Annotated in this window: 14 protein-coding genes; 8 read left to right on the forward strand and 6 right to left on the reverse strand. The window is 70.0% G+C overall.

The annotated features are described in order from the left end of the window. Positions 1-86: 86 nt before the first annotated feature. Positions 87-1,901, reverse strand: coding sequence for a glycoside hydrolase family 15 protein (locus FHN55_RS12240; RefSeq protein WP_139712610.1), 1,815 nt, complete (start codon positions 1,899-1,901; stop codon positions 87-89). Between the two features lie 69 nt (positions 1,902-1,970). Next, positions 1,971-3,206, reverse strand: a complete 1,236-nt coding sequence (locus FHN55_RS12245) for a DNA recombination protein RmuC (protein ID WP_139712611.1) — start codon at positions 3,204-3,206, stop codon at positions 1,971-1,973. A gap of 127 nt (positions 3,207-3,333) precedes the next feature. Here FHN55_RS12245 and ychF point away from each other — a divergent pair, with 127 nt between their 5' ends. The 8 genes from ychF (at position 3,334) to FHN55_RS12285 (ending at position 14,025) form a co-directional block, all read left to right on the forward strand. Then, positions 3,334-4,419 (forward strand): redox-regulated ATPase YchF, encoded by a 1,086-nt coding sequence (gene ychF / locus FHN55_RS12250; RefSeq protein ID WP_139712612.1) that lies wholly within the window; start codon positions 3,334-3,336, stop codon positions 4,417-4,419. 328 nt (positions 4,420-4,747) lie between these two features. Then, entirely contained in the window at positions 4,748-5,191 is a 444-nt protein-coding gene (locus FHN55_RS12255) for a Panacea domain-containing protein (RefSeq protein WP_139712613.1), read from the forward strand. Further along, positions 5,191-5,691 carry a hypothetical protein gene (locus FHN55_RS12260; RefSeq protein ID WP_139712614.1) on the forward strand — a complete coding sequence of 167 codons (501 nt, stop codon included), beginning with the start codon at positions 5,191-5,193 and terminating at the stop codon, positions 5,689-5,691. Before FHN55_RS12255 ends, FHN55_RS12260 begins: the two co-directional genes overlap by 1 nt. A 373-nt stretch (positions 5,692-6,064) precedes the next feature. Then, the gene (locus FHN55_RS12265; RefSeq protein WP_257570931.1) at positions 6,065-8,359 is read left to right on the forward strand and encodes a TerB N-terminal domain-containing protein; all 2,295 of its coding nucleotides are present in this window, start codon (positions 6,065-6,067) and stop codon (positions 8,357-8,359) included. Beyond that, positions 8,356-9,768, forward strand: coding sequence for an ATP-binding protein (locus tag FHN55_RS12270; protein ID WP_139712616.1), 1,413 nt, complete (start codon positions 8,356-8,358; stop codon positions 9,766-9,768). Before FHN55_RS12265 ends, FHN55_RS12270 begins: the two co-directional genes overlap by 4 nt. A gap of 4 nt (positions 9,769-9,772) precedes the next feature. Continuing rightward, on the forward strand, positions 9,773-12,079 hold the full coding sequence (locus FHN55_RS12275; protein WP_139712617.1) for a DEAD/DEAH box helicase: 2,307 nt from the start codon (positions 9,773-9,775) through the stop codon (positions 12,077-12,079). Between the two features lie 159 nt (positions 12,080-12,238). Next, positions 12,239-12,886, forward strand: coding sequence for a hypothetical protein (locus tag FHN55_RS12280; protein WP_139712618.1), 648 nt, complete (start codon positions 12,239-12,241; stop codon positions 12,884-12,886). Continuing rightward, complete coding sequence (locus FHN55_RS12285; RefSeq protein WP_180357805.1) at positions 12,886-14,025, forward strand: exonuclease domain-containing protein; 1,140 nt, start codon at positions 12,886-12,888, stop codon at positions 14,023-14,025. Before FHN55_RS12280 ends, FHN55_RS12285 begins: the two co-directional genes overlap by 1 nt. Before the next feature lie 120 nt (positions 14,026-14,145). Here FHN55_RS12285 and FHN55_RS12290 read toward each other — a convergent pair whose 3' ends face one another. From FHN55_RS12290 to FHN55_RS22725, 4 genes are all read right to left on the reverse strand, one after another. Then, positions 14,146-14,694 (reverse strand): hypothetical protein, encoded by a 549-nt coding sequence (locus FHN55_RS12290; RefSeq protein WP_139712620.1) that lies wholly within the window; start codon positions 14,692-14,694, stop codon positions 14,146-14,148. 254 nt (positions 14,695-14,948) lie between these two features. Continuing rightward, complete coding sequence (locus tag FHN55_RS12295) at positions 14,949-15,887, reverse strand: hypothetical protein (RefSeq protein ID WP_139712621.1); 939 nt, start codon at positions 15,885-15,887, stop codon at positions 14,949-14,951. Beyond that, positions 15,884-16,477, reverse strand: coding sequence for a hypothetical protein (locus tag FHN55_RS12300; protein WP_139712622.1), 594 nt, complete (start codon positions 16,475-16,477; stop codon positions 15,884-15,886). Before FHN55_RS12300 ends, FHN55_RS12295 begins: the two co-directional genes overlap by 4 nt. Beyond that, positions 16,464-18,362: a bacterial transcriptional activator domain-containing protein gene (locus tag FHN55_RS22725; RefSeq protein ID WP_180357806.1), complete on the reverse strand. Its 1,899-nt coding sequence runs from the start codon at positions 18,360-18,362 to the stop codon at positions 16,464-16,466. The genes FHN55_RS12300 and FHN55_RS22725 overlap by 14 nt, the downstream gene beginning before the upstream one ends. Between the last annotated feature and the right edge of the window lie 845 nt (positions 18,363-19,207).

Raw genomic sequence — 19,207 nt, forward strand, 5'->3', positions numbered from 1 at the left:
CTGGGGTGCGCGAGTGCAGGGAGGGACCTCGCCGGAGGCGCACTGGGGTGCGCGAGTGCGGACGGGGTCGCGGGACGGCGCGGGGGTCAGCCGCCGAGGGCGCGGTCGAGGTTGACCGCGGCGCTGATGAGCGCCAGGTGCGTGAACGCCTGCGGGAAGTTGCCCAGCGCCTCGCCGGCCGGGCCGATCTCCTCGGCGTAGAGCCCCAGGTGGTTGGCGTAGGTGAGCATCTTCTCGAACGTCAGCCGAGCCTCCCGCAGCCGTCCGGCCCGGGTCAGCGCCTCCACGTACCAGAACGAGCAGAGGTTGAAGGTGCCCTCGTCGTCGTCGAGACCGTCGTGGCCGTCGATGGCGTAGCGGGAGACGAGGCTGTCGGCCACGAGCGTGTCGGCGATCCTGTCCAGCGTGGACAGGAAGCGCGGGTCGGTGGGACCGGAGAACTTCACCAGCGGCATGACCAGCAGCGACGCGTCGAGCGTGCGGCTGCCGGGGTACATCGTGTAGGCCCCCATCTCGGGGTCCCAGCACTCCTCCTGCACGAACCGGTACGCCTTCGCGCCGAGCCGGCGCCAGCGCTCGGTGGGTGCGGGCAGCCCGCGGGAGCGTGCCAGGCGGACCGCGCGGTCGTAGGCGACCCACGTCATGAGCGCCGAGTACGTGAAGCGCTGCCGCGGGCCGCGGACCTCCCACACGCCCTCGTCGGGGGTGTCCCAGTTGTCGGCCAGCCAGTCGAGCCGGCGCGACAGCGTCGACCACAGGTCCCAGGAGATGGGGACCTCGCGGTTGAAGAGGTAGACCGAGTCCATGAGCTCGCCGTAGACGTCGAGCTGCCGCTGCCCGACGGCGTTGTTGCCGATCCGCACGGGACGCGAGCCGCGGTAGCCCTCGAGGTGGTCGAGCACCAGCTCGGGGATGTGCTCGCTGCCGTCCACCGCGTACATGATCATGACGTCGCGCTCGGCGTCGGCGTCCTCGCAGCGCCGCTGCACCCAGTCCATGAACGCCGAGGCCTCGTCGAGGTACCCCAGCCGCATGAGGCCGTAGGTGGTGAAGGCGGCGTCCCGCAGCCACGCGTAGCGGTAGTCCCAGTTGCGCGAGCCGCCCAGGGCCTCGGGCAGCGAGGTGGTCGGCGCCGCGACCAGCGCGCCCGTGGGGTGGTACACGAGCAGCTTGAGCGTGAGCGCGGAGCGCTGCACGACCTCGCGCCACCGGCCGCGGTAGCGCGACTTCGCCGACCACTTCTGCCAGTAGTCGCTGGTGGTGTCGAAGAGCTCGTCGACCTCGCCGTCCGTGAGCGGACGCACCTCGCCGCGCCACTCCAGGACGACGTCGACCTGCTCCCCGTCCTCCAGGGCGAACTCCGCGACGACGCCGGGACCCCCCGCGCCGCCGTCGGTCAGCCGCAGCTGCACGGGCGGCTTGACGCGCAGCACGAACCGGCCGGCGGGGGAGGTGAAGACGGCGCCCACGCCGTCGACCAGCCGCACCTCGTGACGGGCGCGGCCGTAGTCGAAGGCGGGGGAGCAGTCGAGGGTGAAGACCGCCCGCCCGCGCACGGCCCGGGCCCGGCGGACCAGCAGGTCCCGCGGTGAGGCCACGCTGGAGGTCTCGGGGACCATGAAGTCGATGACCTCGCCGACGGCGTCCTTGCCCAGGAACCGGGTGAGGAGGATGTTCGTGTCCGGCAGGTACAGCTGCTTGGGCCGGGACGCCGTGCGGGCGCTGAGGCGGAACGAGCCGCCGCGGTCGGCGTCGAGCAGCGAGGCGAACAGCGAGGGTGCGTCGAAGCGCGCGGGGCAGTACCAGTCGACGGTCCCGTCGGTGCCCACCAGCGCGGTGGTGCGCAGGTCACCGATGATCCCGTGCTCCTCGACGGGGAGGTAGCGATCGCGCTCAGGCACGACCGATGACCTTACTGAGGGACCAGCGGTCGCGGGGGTCAGCGCCCGCGACCGGGGCGCCGGCTCCGCTCACAGGCTCCGCTGGGCGTGCAGCGACCACCCGGTGAGGTCGGTGACGGGCTCCTCCCCGCGGGGCTCGTGGGCGGGCAGCGGCACCACGAGCTCGGGGGCGGTGAGCGGGCGCGGGAGGGTCTCCACCACCGGCACGTCGGGCACGGTGACGTCGGTGAGGTCGAGCGCACCCATCCGTCGCGCCGAGACCAGCACGCGCGTCTCCAGCGTCCCGACGACCTTGTTGTAGTCGTCCACGGCGCGGGCGAGGGTGCGGCCGAGCTTGCCGGTGTGCTCGCCCAGGGTGGCCAGGCGGCCGTGCAGCTCCCGGCCGATGGTGAACAGCTCCCGGGCGCCGTCGGACAGGGCCGCCTGCTGCCACGTGATGGCGACCGTGCGCAGCAGCGCCAGCAGCGTGGTGGGCGTGGCCAGCACCACCTTGCGCGCCATGGCGTGCTCCAGCAGCGCCGGGTCGGCCTCGCACGCCGAGGCGAGGAACGCCTCCCCGGGCACGAAGCAGATGACGATCTCCGGGGCGGGCTGGAAGGCCGTCCAGTACTGCTTGCCGGCCAGCGCCTCGACGTGGCCGCGCAGGGCGCGGGCGTGCTCGGTGGCGGCCGCCGCGGCGCGCCGCTCCCCGAGCGCCGCGCCCGGCGCGAGGCCGTCGCGCGCGGCGAGGAAGGCCGCCAGCGGCGCCTTCGCGTCCACCACGACGTGCTTGCCGCCCGGCAGGTGGACGACGGCGTCGGGGCGCACCGCGTCCCCGTCGGCGTTGACGCCCACCGCCTGCACGTCGAAGTCGACCCGCTCCAGCATCCCGGCGTGCTCCACGACGCGCCGCAGCTGCACCTCGCCCCACGCGCCGCGCACGTTGGGGGAGCGCAGCGCCCCGGCCAGCGACTCCGTCTGGTGGCGCAGCGCCTCCCCGGAGGCCGCCACCTGCTGCAGCTGGGCCCCCAGGCGCCCGTACTGCTCGGCGCGCTCGCGCTCGAGCTGCTGCACCTGCCGCTCGATGCGCGCCACCGAGCTGCTCACGGGGGCCAGCACGGCGGCGAGCTCGCGCTCCTCCTCGTGCTCGGCGGTCAGCTGCGCCTCGAGCGTCGCCACCCGCGCCGCCAGCAGGTCGCGCTCGGCGGCCACCTGCGCCGAGGCCAGGCGCTCGCGCCCCGACACCACCTGCCACGCACCGGCAGCGCCGACCGCCGTGCCGGCGAGCAGGGCGAGGAGCATCACCAGCAGCGAGAGGGCGTCCACGGTCCCGAAGGTGCCACGCACCACCGACAGCCGGTGCCCGAACGGCCCGGCCCGGCGCGTCGCCGGGCCGCCTCCCGCAGCCGCTCGGTCGGGGGAGGCGCCCGCGCTCGCGTAGGCTCACCTGCCCGTGGCGCTCACCATCGGCATCGTCGGCCTGCCCAACGTCGGCAAGTCCACCCTCTTCAACGCCCTCACGAAGAACTCGGTGCTGGCGGCCAACTACCCCTTCGCGACGATCGAGCCGAACACCGGCGTGGTCCCGCTGCCCGACCCGCGCCTGGACCGGCTCGCCGAGGTCTTCAGCAGCGAGCGCACGGTGCCCGCCACCGTGACCTTCGTCGACATCGCCGGCATCGTCCGCGGCGCGTCGGAGGGCGAGGGCCTGGGCAACAAGTTCCTCGCCAACATCCGCGAGGCCGACGCCATCTGCCAGGTGGTCCGCGCCTTCGCCGACCCCGACGTCGTCCACGTCGACGGCCGCGTGGACCCGAAGGCCGACATCGAGACCATCGCCACCGAGCTGGTGCTCGCCGACCTGCAGACCCTCGAGCGCGCGGTGCCGCGCCTGGAGAAGGAGGTCAAGGGCAAGAAGGCCGACCCCGCGGTGCTCGCCGCCGCGGTCGGGGCCCAGGCGGTGCTCGACCAGGGCACCACGCTGTTCGCGGGCGCCGCGGCCGCCGGCGTGGACGTCGAGCAGCTGCGCACGCTCGGCCTGCTCACCACCAAGCCGTTCCTCTTCGTCTTCAACGTCGACGAGGCCGGCCTGGTCGACGAGGCCCGCCGCTCCGAGCTGGCCGCCCTCGTGGCGCCAGCCCAGGCGGTGTTCCTGGACGCCCAGCTCGAGGCCGACCTCGCCGAGCTCGACGACGACGAGGCCGCGGAGCTGCTGGCCAGCGTCGGCCAGGACGAGCCCGGCCTGGACATCCTGGCGCGCGCCGGCTTCGAGACCCTCGGCCTGCAGACCTACCTCACGGCCGGTCCCAAGGAGTCGCGCGCGTGGACCATCCGTCGCGGCGCGACCGCGCCCGAGGCGGCCGGCGTCATCCACACCGACTTCCAGAAGGGCTTCATCAAGGCCGAGGTCATCGGCTTCGAGGACCTGGTGGCGGCCGGCTCGGTGGCGGAGGCCCGCAAGAGCGGCAAGGCCCGCATCGAGGGCAAGGAGTACGTCATGGCCGACGGCGACGTGGTGGAGTTCCGCTTCAACGTCTAGGCCGCTTCTCCGACCAGCAGTCTTGGAGTCTTGCAGGCCGCTGACCTGGGCGAATGTCGCTGACTGGCGTTGGGCGGCGTTGGCTGTCTTCGGCTGTCCTGCGGACCTGGTGCGGACTTCATGCGGACTGGGGAGGTGCTGCGAGCACCTCCCCAGTTGCCCCGTGGTGGGCACTCATGGCAGGTGCGGCGGTAGCGCTGCGTTGCCTACCGGCGGTGCTGTCATCCCTTCGGTCGCCTCCTTGCCGCATGGCTCATTGGGAGTGTCCTAGCCGGTCTGTACGTTGTCTCAAGTACGACACGTGACTACTGCGGACAGGGGGTGCGACATGAGCAAGGTCGATGACGTGGCGGCCTACATCATCGAGCGCAAGGGCCCCATGACTGCCATGAAGCTGCAAAAGCTCGTCTACTACTCGCACGCGTGGCACCTGGTCTGGGAGGAGGCGCCTCTATTCCCGGACACCATCGAAGCCTGGGCCAACGGGCCGGTCGTTCGGCATCTGTACGACCAGCACCGAGGCAACTTCCAGGTCGCCGACTGGCCTTCCGGTGAGCCCGAACGCCTGGACCACGACGAGCGCGAGTCGATCGAGGCCGTTCTCGAGTACTACGGCAAGCGCTCGGCGCATGACCTCAGTGAGCTCACCCACAGTGAGGACCCGTGGAAGCGGGCTCGTGCCGGTCTTGGAGCCGGCGTGCGAAGCAGTGCGCCGATCACGGACGAGTCCATGTTCGAGTACTACGACGGACTCACCCGCTCCGGGGCCTAGTGGCCAAGAAGGGCCGGGGTGAGAAGAAGCCTCCCCGCACAGCGCCTCCCGGTGGCTGGCCGACCGGCAAGCAGGCCGCAGCGGCCAGTCCGCCACCATTCGGCCAGAAGATCCCTTCCTCAGTCGAGCCCGACCGCGAGGAGGTGATGAACCGCAAGTTGGGGTGGCGTCTCGGTCAGGTCGACTTGGATGGACCCTGGGGCTTTCTGAAAATGGCCCCTACGGAGTTGAGGGCAGTCCTGGACCGGCTCAGCAGCTTCGAGACCATGACGGTGCGCGAGGTTTTCTACACCGGGGAAGAACCCGGAAAGCACTACAGCGTTGACGACCTCGTAAAGGAGGCACGCGACCGTCTCACCGAGTTGGACCTCGACGATGAGACGCTCATCGCCCGTCTTCGCATCGACGGCCCGGGACGCGTCTATGGCTTCCTGCGCGAGAGCGACTTCTGGTTCCTCTGGTGGGATCCAAGGCACGAGATCTACCCGACGAGCAGGTGAGGTCGGCTGATCATGCGGGGACCTCGCAAGAGGTTCGCGGTTTTCCACTCGGCGCAGTGACCGCGCGAGCTTGCGTCATCGCGCCGGCGACGAGGAAGCGGCGTGCCAGAGCGGCCGGCCTGTGGTTCGTGCTGTGCGCGACGCGATCAACGGCGTCACACACGTAGCCGGCGGGAGCGGCGTTACCGCCGCTGCTTCGTGCACGGCCTTGCCGAGCAGATCCCAGCAGCGGTTTGCCCTCCGGGGCGATGCGTCTCTATGTAGCGTTTCAGCGACGTAGGTCAGCTGGAGTAGTCGGTGACCGCGATGAGCCACGTTCGAGAGGCCGGGGGGCGGCACGATGGGACTGTTCGGCCTCTTCAAGCGGAAGGCGATGGCGCCTCCGCCCCCGCCTCCCCAAGATCATGACGGTCAGTCGTTCATCACGCCGAGCCGTGTTCTGTCACGAGCGCCTGAGTCGACGCCCCAACAGCACAGTCCCCGGGTGGTCCAACGACCCCCCAGCCAGACGGCGCCGCGACCAACGTCAGCTCCTCCGGCCCGCGCACCGCGCCAGAGCGGACCAAAGAGCTTGTGGATTGCTCCCGGTGCAGAAGTACGCATCGGTCCTCTACTGCTACCCGGCGGGATGCTCTACGTCGGCCAGCGTCTTCAGGCTGGGAACGGCTACGGCATAGAGCCTGCTCTGATCAACCCGCACCTGGACGTCGACCACCGCAGACCCGACTGGGCGGGGGAGACCGTCGGCTACTGGCCGTCCTTCTCGGACATCTCCCCGCGTGCACGCGGCGCCTACCTGAGCTGGCTCGCTGCGGGCAGGGTCGGGCCTGTCCCGATCAGCTGGGTGTTCCTGTTCTTCTACGGGCTGGAACGGCGGGTCATCGTTGATGCGACCAGAGCGGGGACCCCGGCGCGGGCAGACCTGCCGGCGATCCGCACGGAGGTCGAGCGACTGCTCGGCCTCTACGGCACCAACCACTCGTTCCGCCGGTACGCCACGGAGTTCCTCTCCGTCATCGACCTCGCCGACGGATTGACCCACGAGGACGCCGTACCCCCGGAGCGGGTCGCGGAGCGGTGGCCCGTTCCCCACACGCTTCGTCTCAAGCTCGGTGAGCTGGCGAACGCGGGAACCCCCGTTCCGGCTGAGTGGGCACTCGCATGGGTGCATTTCAACATGAACATCCACTTGCGGACCCCTGCCCAGCGCTGCCCCGAGGAGTTCGAGCAGCTCTTCCTCAGCCGCTACAGCGCGAAGTACGGCCCCGGCATGGTGGTGAAGCCCAACAAGACCCTGGTCAAGCACCAGTACCACTCCGCCAGCTCAGGACTCGGCTCCGTCGAGCTCTCCGCGGCTGTCCCAGACGTGCTTGAGCTGGCGGCTCCGACCACCAAGCTCGAACGACTGGTGACCGACTGCACGGACGCGCTCGACGCCTACAGCCGGTTGCTCGGACGGCGACCAGAAGCGCGAGGCACCCTCGCAGCGTCGGCACTCCTGCCGCCCGAGCTCATCACGGACACCACGGGGGACCTCGCCCGACTGCGAGCTTGGGTGACGGCGCGGACCGACAGCGGGGCTCCAGTGCCCGTCGACGCTCAAGAACTGCTCGCCTTCTGGCCCGCGGAGATACCAGGTCAGCTGACGAAGGCCGAAGCCGTGGGCCTGATCCAGCTCCTCGGCAGCCAGGGGGTGGGCATCGAGCCTGACCTTCGCTTCGGCGGACCCATCCTGGGCCCAGGCAGTGCGGTGCTCTTCACCACCGGCCGTCGGGCGCCGACCACGGCCAGCCCGAGCTACACCGCAGCCGCCACGATGCTCCACCTCGCGGCCGCGGTGTGCGCGGCCGACGGACGGTCCTCGGGCGCTGAGACGGCTCACCTTCAAGCGCACCTCGAGTCCTCCATGGACCTCAGCGCCGGTGAACGCGCGCGGCTTCAGGCCCACATGACGTGGTTGCTCAGCGGCCAGATCAAGCTCACCGGACTTTCCAAGCGGCTCGCAACCCTCGGCGTGACCCAACGCGAGTCACTCGGCGACTTCCTCGCGACCGTTGCCGCAGCCGATCGTGAGGTCACCCCCAGTGAGGTCGACATCCTCACCAAGATCTTCAAGCTGCTGGGACTTGACACCGCCTCGGTCTACAGCCGCCTGCACACCTCGACGACAGCCGGACCACCCGCCGCCCAGGGGCCGGTGGTCGTGCGTGCTGCCTCCAGTCGCAAGACCGGCTACGCCATCCCTGCGCCGCCGCGCGTCGACGAAGTGAAACCGAGCGGCACCCCGGGCCGATCTCAGGTGCGGTTGGACTCCGCCGCGATCGAGGCCAAGCTCGCTGAGACCCACGCTGTGTCGATGCTGCTGGGAAGCATCTTCACGGAGGAGCCGGACGACGTCGTCGCGACCCCAGCCCCGAAGGCCGCAGACGCACCACCCCCCGTCGCCGGGCTCGACACCGCGCACTCGGCACTCCTGCGCGTCCTCGTCACACGTGCACGCTGGAGCCGCGCGGACCTGGAAGCGGAGTGCGCGAACCTCTCCCTCCTCCCCGACGGAGCACTCGACACGCTGAACGAAGCGGCCTACGACGTGACCGGCGACCCTGTGGTCGAGGGCGACAACCTGATCGACATCAACACCGACGTCGCTGCGGAGATGCTGACATGACTGCTACCACCATCCGGCCTCGCGAACGCGACGCGATCCTTCTTGCCCTGCGCGCCGGAGTCGTTCCGCGACTCGGCCAGCAGCACATCCAGGTGGGGCGCGCCTCCGAGGTCAAGGCGCTCGTCGACGACGTCGACCGGATCGCCGACGGTGGCTCGGCGATCCGCTTCGCCATCGGGGAGTACGGATCCGGGAAGACCTTCTTCCTGCACCTGGTGCGGTCGATCGCGATGGAGCGCAAGCTCGTTACGGTCCAGGCGGACCTCTCTCCTGACCGACGCCTGCACGCCACCGGCGGTCAGGCGCGCTCGCTGTTCACCGAGCTGATGCGCAACATCTCCACGCGCGCGAAGCCAGACGGCGGAGCCATGGGCAGCATCGTGGAGCGCTTCGTCAGCCAAGCGATGACAGCGGCCCGCGACAGCGGATCCTCTACGGAGTCCGTCATCCGCTCGAGGCTCAGCGAGCTCTCGGAGATGGTCGGCGGCTACGACTTCGCCGAGGTCATCGCGGCGTACTGGCGAGGCCATGACAACGGGGATGAGCAGCTCAAGAGCGACGCCGTGCGCTGGTTGCGGGGGGAGTACTCCACCCGCACCGACGCACGGGCCGCACTGGGCGTCCGCACGATCATCGACGACGCCAACTTCTACGACCAGCTCAAGCTCATGTCCCGCTTCGTCGTGATGGCAGGCTTCTCCGGCCTCCTGGTGTGCCTCGACGAGCTCGTCAACCTCTACAAGCTCGCGAACTCCCAGGCGCGCAACGCGAACTACGAGCAGATCCTCCGCATCTTGAACGACAGCTTGCAGGGCAGCGCAGGTCACCTCGGGTTCGTGCTCGGCGGGACCCCGGACTTCCTCCTCGACACCCGTCGAGGGCTGTACAGCTACGCCGCCCTGCAGTCGCGGTTAGCCGAGAACAGCTACGCCACGAACGGTCTGGTGGACTACTCCGGCCCCGTCCTGCGCCTGGCGAACCTCAGCCAGGAGGACTTCTACCTCCTCCTCACAAGACTGCGGAACGTCTTCGCCAGTGGTGACCCCTCAGCCCACCTCGTGCCGGATGAGGCCATCACCGCCTTCATGGAGCACTGTTCGTCTCGCGTGGGAGACGCCTACTTCCGCACCCCGCGCACGACCATCAAGGAGTTCGTCAACCTCCTCGCGGTGCTCGAGCAGAACCCGGGCGCTGACTGGACGGACCTCCTCGGCGCCGTCCGCCTGACACCGGAGACGAACCCGGATCTCGAGCCCCTCCCCACGGCAGCGCAGGAGGAGTCCCCGATCGCCTCACCCCTGAGCGCTGGCGCAACGTCTCCCGCGGAGCCCGCCAGCGTCCGCCACGGCGATGTTCCCCACGCCCCCCAGGCGCGGGACGACGACGAACTCACCTCGTTCAGGCTGTGAACGCATGACTGCCGGCGAGGAGGACGGACGGACGTCTACCGGCTTCGCGCGGTTGCACCCCCGCATCCAGCACTGGATTTGGCAGCAGCGCTGGGACGACCTGCGCGACGCCCAAGAACGTGCGGTCGCTCCCATCCTCGCCGGTGACTGCGATCTGATCATCTCGGCCGCCACGGCCTCCGGGAAGACGGAGGCTGCCTTCCTGCCGATCTGCACAGCGCTGCTCACGGCTCAGGAGTCTCCGCCTTCCACGGCTGATGATGCCGCCGGTGCCGACGGGGTTCAGGTGCTGTACCTGGCTCCGCTCAAGGCACTGATCAACGACCAGTTCGGGCGCCTGGAAGCGCTGTGCGAGCACCTCGAGCTGCCGGTCCACCGGTGGCACGGCGACGTGGCGGGCTCACGCAAGGCCAAGGTGATCAAAGACCCTTCCGGGCTGCTCCTGATTACCCCGGAGTCCTTGGAAGCGCTGCTCGTCATCCACGGTCCCAAGGTCGGCCGCATCTTCGGCGGCCTGCGATACGTGGTGATCGACGAGATGCACTCGTTCCTGGGAACGGAGCGCGGTGCTCAGCTGCAGTCCTTGCTCCACCGCATCGAGCTGGTCCTACGACGGCGCATTCCGCGCATCGGCCTGTCCGCAACCCTGGGAGATGCGAGCGGCGCCCGTGAGTTCCTGCGGCCAGCTGACGGGGAGCGAGTGCTGGAGGTCGTGGCCGAGGACGACGGGCAGGAGCTCCAGTTTCAGCTCCGAGGCTATGAAGCAGAACCTCCCCTGCTGAGCGAGTCGGAGGCGATGGCGCTCGAGAGCGCAGGCAAGGTCGTAGAGCCTGAGGACGTGACCACCGGGGACCGGTTGGCGATCGCCGAGCACCTCTTCACCACGCTGCGGGGCTCGGACAACCTGATCTTCGCGAACTCTCGTCGAGAGGTGGAGACGTACGCCGACCTCCTGGCGAGGCGCTCTGCCCAAGCGCGCGTGCCCAACGAGTTCGTACCGCATCACGGGAGCCTGTCGAAGGACCTCCGCGAGGACGCGGAGTCGCGGTTGAAGGACAGGTCTGTGCCCGTCAACGCCGTCTGCACGTCCACCTTGGAGATGGGCATCGACATCGGCAGCGTCAACTCCATCGCGCAGCTCGGGGCGCCGCACACCGTCGCCAGCCTCCGCCAACGACTCGGACGCTCAGGGCGCCGCGGAGGCGCAGCCACCCTGCGCCTCTACGTGACCGAAGACAGCATCAGCCCGCAGACGCCTCCTCCGGATGCGCTGCGCGTCGAGCTGGTGCAGAGCATCGCCATGATCGAGCTGCTCCTGGGGAAGTGGAACGAGTCACCCGGCGCGGGAGGCCTGCACCTGTCCACGCTGGTCCAGCAGCTCCTGTCGTTGATCGCACAGCACGGGGGCGTCACCGCAGTGCATGGCCACCGTGCGCTCTGCAGCCAGGGACCGTTCGCTGGTGTCGACGCGAAGATGTTCGTGGGTCTTCTCAGGGGCTTGGGGGCCGCTGACCTCATCACCCAGAGCACCGATGGGCTGCTCCTCCTGGGACTGGCGGGCGAGCGGATCGTCAACCACTACAGCTTCTACGCGGCCTTTGCGACCGCCCAGGAGTACCGCCTCATCGCCAACGGGCGCAGCTTGGGAACGTTGCCGCTCGACTACCCGTTGATGTCGGGGTCGCTGCTCATCTTCGGAGGGCGCCGGTGGAAGGTCATCACCGTCGACACGCGCAACAAGGTCGTCGAACTCATCCGGTCGACCGGAGGACGCCCTCCCACGTTCAGCGGCTCCGGTGGAGAGGTCGCCGATGAGGTCAGGCGTCGAATGCGGTCTGTCCTGGCCGGCGCTGACGTGCCGACCTACTTGAACGTGGGGGCCGTGGATCTGCTGGCCGAAGGTCGGCTGAGTTTCCAGCGACTCGGGCTCGCGGCCGACCCGGTGATTGCGTGGGGAGCCGACACCTTGCTCTTTCCCTGGCGGGGGGACCGGATCATGTCGACGCTCGCTCTTGCCCTGACTGGAGCTGGCGCCGAAGTAGCGCAGGACGGCGTCTGCTTGACCATGACGAAGACGACTCGGGGGCAGGCGATCGACCGGATGACCGAGCTTCTGGATGCCGGCCCGCCGGACCCTCTGGCCCTTGCGGCCATGGCTGGCACCAAGGTGGCCGAGAAGTACGACGACTACCTCACCGAGGAGTTGCAGAACGCGGGGTTCGCTGCCCGTTCCCTCGACGTTCCCGGCGCGTGGGCTGCACTCGAGACACTCCTCAAGGAAATCCCGGTCGAGCAGTTGAGAGATCACTGATCTCTGGGGGAGGTGACGGCTCAGCCACGCCACTGGCGCGGGACAGGGGCGGAGAATTCACACAAGGTGCTTCTGATGAGTCGTTGACGCGAACTCCCTTCGGCCAGCCCGACCTAGTGGCAGCCTGAAGCGATGGGGGAACAGCCCGAAGACGGGCGCTTGCCAGTAGTCGCAGTCATCGACTCCGAGGGCGAGCGGATGGCCGTGTGGTGGGTGGCCCTGGACGGGGCGACCGGCTCCGACTCGAGCCGCCTCGCGGGCGCCTGGGTGGTTCCAGCAGACCCCGACAGGCTGGTGTCGCTGGTCGCCCAGCGCCACCTGCTGATCTGCCCCGGCGCTTTGGCGCTGGCGCGCACGTCGGGACTGGAGACGCAGCCGTGGTTCGACGCCAACGGCTCCAGGACTGCCGTCCTGGACGAGCGGCGCTCGCTGGAGCAGGTGCACGCGGAGTTCCTGGCAGGTATCTCCGCCGCGCGCGCCAGGACCCTCACGGAGCCGCAGTGGCCGGTGGTCATCAACCCGCTGGAGCACATGGCGCGGGGGCGAGTTCCGGGTAGCTCGGGGCAACCCGGTGGCGCCAAGACCGCGCAGACCATCGCCGCGCCCGCCGAGAAGGAGCCTGAGGTGGGCATCGAGAGTGATCCGCTGGCGCAGTCGACCCTGAGGGTGGCGCAGTGGGTCAAACGGCTCGGTGTCTGTTGGGAGGAGCTCGAGGCAGTGCGGATCTCCCGCAAGCACCTGCGCGCCGCCCGGGACCACGACCCGCGCCCCTTCCCCATCCGTCATGGTGGGCCGGAGGCCGTGTGATGCACCCTCCGCGACCGCGCACCCATGATGACGAGCTTCTTTCTCAGGCGTTCACGAAGGCGCTCAAGGCGGTGTCCACTGCGCTTCCGGCCGGAGACCTCGATGCAACGTCCGGGGCAAAGTCCGTCGTGGGCTCCGAGGCCGGCCCCGTCGGCCTCAGTGGGGCCGGCCAGGGGCTGGACTTCGTCGCTCTGGACGTCGAGACCGCCAACTACCGCCGCGGGTCGATCTGCGCGATCGGCCTGGTCATCGTGCGCGGGGGGCAGATCACCGAGCGCCACGCCTGGCTGGTGAGGCCCGCGCCCGCGTTGGACTGGTTCGACTCCTACAACACCTCCCTGCACGGCATCGGACCCGCTGACGTCGTCGCCGCCCCTAGCTTCGCTGCCAGCCTGCAGCGCCTGGTCACCGTGGTCGGTGAACTCCCAGTGGTGGCGCACAACGCAGCGTTCGACATCGGGGCGTTGCGTGACGCCTGTGACGCAGCAGACCTGGCGTGGCCCTCGCTGACGTACGCCTGCTCCCTCGTCATGGCGCGCAGGGCTCTACCCCTCATCAGCTATCGACTCCCCATGGTCGCCGGTGCCCTCGGGGTGGACCTGCTCAGCCATCACGACGCTGCCGCCGATGCCGAAGCCGCTGCACGGATCGTGCTGGCTATCGGTGCGCAGCGAAGAGTGACCTCGCTGGATGCCCTGGCGACCCAGCTCCTCGTCTTGCTGGGCCAGGTCGAACCCGATGCATGGCGGGGGTGTCACCGCACCTACACCTCAGGCTCTGGCGGCAAGCCGTTGCCGCCTCAAGCCAACCCTGAAGCCGATCCCCACCACTACCTCTTCGGTCAGGTGATGGTCTTCACCGGGGCGCTGTCCCTGCGTCGTGAAGACGCCTGGGCACAGGTCGCAGCGCTGGGCGCCATCCCCGAGAGCGACGTCACCAAGCGGACGAACCTGTTGGTCATCGGAGGTGGCTTCACCGGCAGCGACCCAGCCGATTTCGCGACCGGCAAGGCCGCCCGGGCTGCCGCCAAGCGCGCGAAGGGGCAAGACATCGAGGTGCTGTCCGAGACCGATCTGCTGTCGCTGCTGAACGAGACCACCACCGGCGGACGCAGACTCCGTCGTCCAGCACCTCGCTGACGCTCCGCACCCACAGGCGACCCTCACCCGGTCGGCACCCGTGTCCTGCTCAGTCGTGTGTCGACATCAGCGGTCAGCAGCTACAACTTGCCGGCTTCGCCAGATGCAGGCCTCCCGACCTCATCGCAGGGTCGAGACGTGGACGTGGTCGAAGTGGCCGCCGGTCGGCGTGCTGACGTCATAGACCCCGCCCCCTTCATAGGTCCGCCAGCCCTCGCGCGCCCGGTTAGCGGACCAGATGCGCCCGTCCCAGATGACGTAGGCGACGTCGAGGGCCGCAGCGTTGTCCGTGAGCCAGTCGGCGATCTCCCAGCCGTACGCGCGATCCGCCGCGTCGGGGAACTGACCTGCCGTTCCGATGGTGAAGTCGCACGCCTTGCCTCGGGGATGGTCGCTCGTGGGGTTCCAGGCGTGGGCGTCCCAGCACGACGACGGAAGTTGTCCGAAGTGCAGCAGCGTCTGCTGGTAGAGCCACGCCATCGCAGGGGTCAGGCAACTGTCCCCTCTGGTGGGGTCGGGTTCGGTGCAGCCCGTCGAGGAACCGCTGGAGGCCGTGACCGGAGGAACGCCCGCGACCGTGCCCGTGGCATCACCGCCTACAGGCAGGGTCGGCGCGAAGCCGTAGAAGCCCCCTCCGAGGACCAGCACGACCACGAAGAGCGTGCCCACGCCCGCCACCGCGCTTCCCCTCATAAGGACCCTCTGACCTCGAGGGGTCGGCGAGAGTGGCCTGAGGGTCCAGAGCGTCGGCACGGCGCCCGTACGAGGCTGGGGAGTCGTGTCATGGCCTTCCGCGGTCGCCGGGGACCGGCGGGCGGAGGCACACCGGCCCCGCGAGCCAAGACGGCGGCGGTTGCATGATCGCTCTTCGCGCGGCGTCAGGCGCCCACCCACAGCAAGGCAAGCTCGCCCGCCGGAGCAGCTCAGCTCACGACGACGGCCTGCGCCTCGCCGATCTGCACAGCCGCGTCGGACGTCAGGTCCATCTCCTCCTGCCCGGTCTGCCCTCCGCCGGTCCAGGTGATGGCCCAGTGGCTGGTGGCGGTCACCGTGTAGGAGTTGCCGGGCTGGCCGACGGACGACCGCGAGTAGACGTGGCCGCAGTCAGGGGAGCGACTCGCCCCTGCGGCGTCTGTGTACGGAGTGCCTCGACCGCAGATGACCGTCGTCCCGTCACCGAGGTCCCAGGTCACGTGCTCGACCTTCGCGGTGGCCGTGACGGTGACCCCACCTGCGGCGGCAGTCCTGGTCGTCGGCCCGAACGTTGTCGCCGTCGGTTCAGCGACCCACATCCACGCCGGCAGGCCGACCAGGCCGACGCTGTCCGCGCCGGCCTCGGGGACCATCCCGATGGTGATCGCCTGCAGCCCCATGGTGGCGATGGCCTCTTGCGCCAGCTGTGCCGGGTCCGGGCCAGCGGGTGGCGCAGCCGCCCAGAACGAGTAGGCGGTCTGGAACTGGTTGCCGATGTCGGGGGTGCAGCTGTAGACCGCTCCGTCGGTGTGGCCCTCGAAGAGGATGCTGCCGGGGAGCGGGTTCTCCGCGGAGGGCTGCACGTAGCAGTCGCGTGAGTTGGACCAGGAGCCCATGGCGCCGGAGCACGGGACGACTTTGGCGGACCAGTCGCTGTAACAGGAGGCTGCCGAGGACGACCTCCCGGACGTGCCGCCTGACGCGCTGGCGTTCTGCGTCCGGCCCGGTGCGCTGGCTCCCAGTCTGCAGTAGCCCGTGCGCACGTCGAGCTGCTGGCAGGTCGTCGTCACGCCTGCAGCCACAGGGGGAGCCGCTGCCGCCACGTGGGCGCTGGGGACGCCGATGACCACCAGGGCGACTGCGAGCACGAAGGCCGCTCGCATCGTCATCCAGCGCATGGCTCGCCCTGCGCCGAGGTCCGGTCGACCGTCCAGCGAGCATCTCCTGCGGCCACCACGGTGAGGTGGACGACCGACGAGGTGGTCCGGTCCGGCGCGAGTGCAGAAGCACCTGCGTTGTCGACGACGTCCAGCGCGGAGACGTCCACGCACGCGTCGATCGTGACCGTTGGCGGAGCCTGCAGATCCGCGCCTGTCGCGGTGAGATCGGCCAGCACGACGCTGCCCGTCTGGCGCAGGCCCCTGACGCGCTGCTCCTGGACCTGCCGACGGAGGAGGTCCAGCTCCTCGCCGCTGGCCACGGAAGCGGCCTCGTCCACGGACGTCTGCGGATCGCTGAGCAGCCGGTCGGTGACCGCGTAGTACGAACGCACCGCCTCTGTGGCGGCTGCGACAGCTGCATCCGTCTCGGCGACCGCCGTGGAAGACGGTGACGGAGACGCCGTGGTGGCTGCCTCAGTGCTAGCGGCGGGAGTTGCGCCGGGGCTCGTCATGCACCCCGTCAACCCGATGGAGAGTCCGCTCAGGCAGACGACGACGGATGCGCGCCGTGCGCGCGCCAGCAGGTCACGACGAGACATGACGAGAGCCTTCCGAGAGATCGTCGCGGGTGCGCGCAGTTCGAGGAAGCAGCCGGGAGATGAGCTCGTGGGTCTCCTCTTCCAGGTCGTCCCCGAGCTCCTCGGCCAGGCCCGTGAACCGCTGCGCGAGGGCCTCTAGGGCCCCTCGGTTGCCCGCGAGGTGTTCCGCACGCATGGCGGCTCGCCACAGCTGTTCGGAACCGGGTTCGGCTTGCAGCCCGACGGCTGCGGCCCGCCGAGCCTGCGCCCCGTCGCCATCGCCGAGTGCCCGTTCTGCCAGCTCGACGGCCACGTCGACGATGAGCTCGATCATGGTCTGCTTCGGAACATCGGCCCACGCGTAGCGGAACGGGTGGACGCCGGCGAAGGGCTGACCGCGGACGAGGTCGAGCGCATCGAGGAGCTGGCTGGTCGCGACCGACGACGGATCGTCGCCCACGAGTTCGCGGAAGTCGTCCCAATCGCTCCGCACGGCCGGCGCCAGCTGGTACCCCTCGGACTTCGCGAGTGGGAGGTAGCGAGCTCCGTCTGCATCGCTGCCCAGCCATGCTCGCGTCCGCGAGATGAGCTGGTTGCGACGAGTGCGAGGCACGCGCTCACCTGGCCACAGGAGTCCGTCGACGAGGTGAGGCTGGCTGTTCGGGTACAGGGCGAGCAGCGCGACGAGCTCGGTCATGGTCGACAGGTTGTTGCTCGGGGCGGTCCCGGGCCGTGGGCCGTGCACCTCCACCGGACCAAGGACCAGGACGCGGGGCGGCGCAGGCGCTGTGGTGCGGTCGCCGCTGTACGACCGGGCTCGCCGGGTGCGGCCGTCCTCAGCCGCCGCGTCCCCCGGCGGCGCAACGGGGTCCGTTCTCGCAGCGTCGTCGCCGGATGTCTGAGGCACCGGCGCAGCACAGTCCTCCGAGCAGGCGACCAGGGCCGGGGCGACCGCGCCCGCCTCGACCTCCTCCGCAGACAACGCGGAAGGCGGCTCTTCGAGGTTCCGAGGCGAGCCGGAGGTGGGAACGGTGGCCGTGTGGACCGCCGTTGCGAGCAGCGCCCGTGCCTCAGCCCCCAGCTGCTGCGGGCTGAGCCGCAGGCTCAACGGCTGCAGGAGTGCAAGGTCTGCGTACTCGTCCACGGCCAGCGTCCATGCCGTCGCTGTGATGGCGGTCGTGCTGATGACAGCGAGGGGAACGGACTGAGCACCGGTCATCAGGCGTGCGAGGCGAGCCCTCTGGTCTTCGCGGAGCGCGGAGCCGATCACGAGGACTCGGGGCCTCAGCGCGTCACCGCAGTCCCCTGAGGCTCGCCCCGCGGCGGGACGAGCCTGATGGGTGAGCGCCACGGCCTCCTGCAGGTCGGCGGCCCACCGCTCGACCTGGTCCAGCACCCCATCGACGTCATCGGTCTGCTCGACGTGAGGCACCTCGAGAGTGGTGACGAGCCCGTCGAAGGAGCCGGTGACGACGACGTCGGCCTCCGCGCCCCACGGTGACGTGGCCAGGTCGATGACGAGGGCGCTCAGCACCGCCTCGACCTCGTCTGCTGAGCCTCCCCGAGCCGACGCGATCCTCGTCTCCACACACAGCTCACCGACGGCCTCGAGGTCGACCAGGACGAGCCCGCCGTCGAGGTCCCGGCCCAGCACGACCAGGGTCGGGAAGGGGGTCGGAGCGTCGGGGCCAGGAGCCGGCTCGTCGAGCGCGGCGTGGCGGTCGAACTGCCACAGGGAGTCGTCCCCACCAGCGGCCGTGAAGGGCAGGAGGGGGAGCGCCGGCGTGCCCAGCTGCAGCTCGATGCGTTCACCGGTGAGCCGGATCGACCTCACATCGGGCAGGGCAGTGCCATCGCGGTGGCACCGAGCGCTGAGCGCCCGCAGCGCCGCGTCGAGCTGCTCCACGGTGTACGGGTCCTGCGCAGCGTGCACCTGCCGCTGCACCGTCTGCGTCGCTGGTGGGGCTGTCGGAAGCCGCTGACCCTGACGGCGGTGGCGCTGCTGGCGGCGGCGCCGGCGGCGGATGAGCCCGGTGATCCCAGCAGCCGTCAGGCCGCTCAGAGCGACTCCTGCGCCGAGCACCCACAGGTTGATGGCGACAGCGTCGTCGACCGCATCATCACCGGAGTCGCCGGCCGCGCCACCCCTCTCGGTGGAGACCGCCCTCGAGGACGGTGACGTGGCCCGGTTCGGCGCGGAAGCGCGCGGAGCTGCAGGCTCGACCGCTCCGACGTCAGGTGCCCGTGTCCCACCACGGGCACCTGACCCCGACGCCCCTGGCGTCTCGGTGCTCTCCTCGGCGTCCGCATTCGAGTCGAGAGGTCTCTGCGTGGGCACCGTCGAGCCCGAGGGGACCATGACGATCCAGCCGGGATAGATCTGGTCTGCGTCCTGCAGGTGGCGTCCGTCGGGCTGGGTGACGTCGCGGGTCGCGTCCACGAGCTCGGGGTAGAGCGCCCCGTCACCGAGGTGGTGCGCAGCGATGCCCCACAGCGTGTCGCCGCCGTGCACCGCGACCTGAACGGTCAGCGGAGGGGCCTGGGGCGCCTGCCCGGGTGCCAGCGACGTCGCAGGGGTCGGCGGCGAGGTGGCAGCAGCTGTCATGGCCGGCGGGGCGGCCACAGCTGCTGGCGCCACGAAGAGCACCGCGACCGAGGCGACCAGACCGCCAGCGATGCGCTGCTGCAGGCTCAGGAGGGGCAGGGGAGGCAGGCGCCAGCCTCGGACCGCAGCCAGCACTTCGAGGACGA

Source organism: Streptomyces sp. NP160 (genome assembly GCF_006335115.1).
Lineage (GTDB): Bacteria > Actinomycetota > Actinomycetes > Actinomycetales > Quadrisphaeraceae > Quadrisphaera.